The sequence below is a fragment of the Vibrio sp. 2033 genome (assembly GCF_033339735.1).
Window position 1 is genome coordinate 1 of record NZ_JAWOVC010000208.1, and the last position, 847, is coordinate 847.

General features: G+C 37.5%; 1 protein-coding gene. It reads right to left on the reverse strand.

The annotated features are described in order from the left end of the window. Positions 1–847 (reverse strand): hypothetical protein (locus R7P74_RS25610; protein ID WP_443293379.1); only part of this gene is annotated, 847 nt, incomplete at both ends.

Below are 847 nucleotides of genomic sequence, written 5' to 3' on the forward strand. Positions count from 1 at the left end.
TCATTGTCGAGAATATCAATTCGCTCCGCCCTTTTATTTCTATAGATTTCTCTGAGCTTATCGTCTGCTCGACGGGGTTCTCTATCCTGTCTAAACGCTTGTTTAAGCTCTTGAATTGCGATTCGTACTGCGTTTGTAATTGCTCTAATGCGCTGAGTAAAATCTCGATCTGCTGTGCTGTTTCCGTGCTCATTTTTTTCTACCTTTTTTAGTTGTTCTTTTACGGCTTCTTTATCAAACAAAGTATTGCTTTCCCATCGTGGCTTTTTGTCGCTTTCTCGCACTCTTGATATGAATTCGTGTAGTAGTTTGTTGTCACTTTCCAAGTGCTCCAAACGGACACTAAGATCAGTATCAAAGTCACTGGTAATACTGCCATCAACGATACTTTCAACCTCGTGTTTTTCTTCTGCATTTGGTTGATATTTTTTTCTGCGGTGCTCTGCAATTTTTTGATTGAGAGTTTCGAGCTTTGAGCGATTGCTTTCAATTCTTTGCTCTCGTTCTTGATTGTATTCTCTCTGTTTGTTTTCTTTTCGTTCAATCTGTTTTTCACACGGCTCAAGGTTGTCATTGTAAAGTTCCCCTTTTAAACGAATAGGCTTTTCAAACTCAGGCACTTTTATTGATATTGCTTGTTTTGTTGTTCTGGTTATTTCAATGCCAAGGCTATTTAATTCGTTTATTAAATCATTGCGGTTATTTATTTCATTATGAATCCAGCATTCTTCCAAATAGTTATGTATCGCTGCTTGAACTTCATTTCTCTTTTTATTGTTGTTACCTAGCTGCAAGGTTCTTTTTCGCTCTGGAGCATTTGGATCAGAAAGTTGATGCAAATCGTTCT